Origin of the sequence: Streptomyces rimosus subsp. rimosus (assembly GCF_000720725.1) — a bacterium.
GTDB lineage: Bacteria > Actinomycetota > Actinomycetes > Streptomycetales > Streptomycetaceae > Streptomyces > Streptomyces rimosus_A.
In genome coordinates, this window is the sequence record NZ_JOCQ01000280.1 from 1 (window position 1) to 220 (window position 220).

The window sequence follows — 220 nt, forward strand, 5'->3', positions numbered from 1 at the left end:
GGAACCGGTGATCTCCGCGCTGGAGGCCATGGCCTCCGACCTGATCGCCCAGACCGTCAACCAGAACTTCGGCGCCCAGAACGGCTACGACCTCGGCCGTACCGCCAAGAAGGGCGTCGAGGCGGGCAAGGACGCCCTGAAGAACACCGGCGAGACCCTCGGCGAATCCCTGCGCGACGGCGCCGGCCACCGCGCCGGCCACCGCGCCCGCCACGGCCTG

1 protein-coding gene is annotated in these 220 nt (G+C 72.3%); it reads left to right on the forward strand.

Annotated elements, in window-relative coordinates; genetic code table 11:
* On the forward strand, nucleotides 1–220 hold a 220-nt coding region (locus tag IH45_RS01000000144890), incomplete at both ends, for a hypothetical protein (protein WP_032919632.1).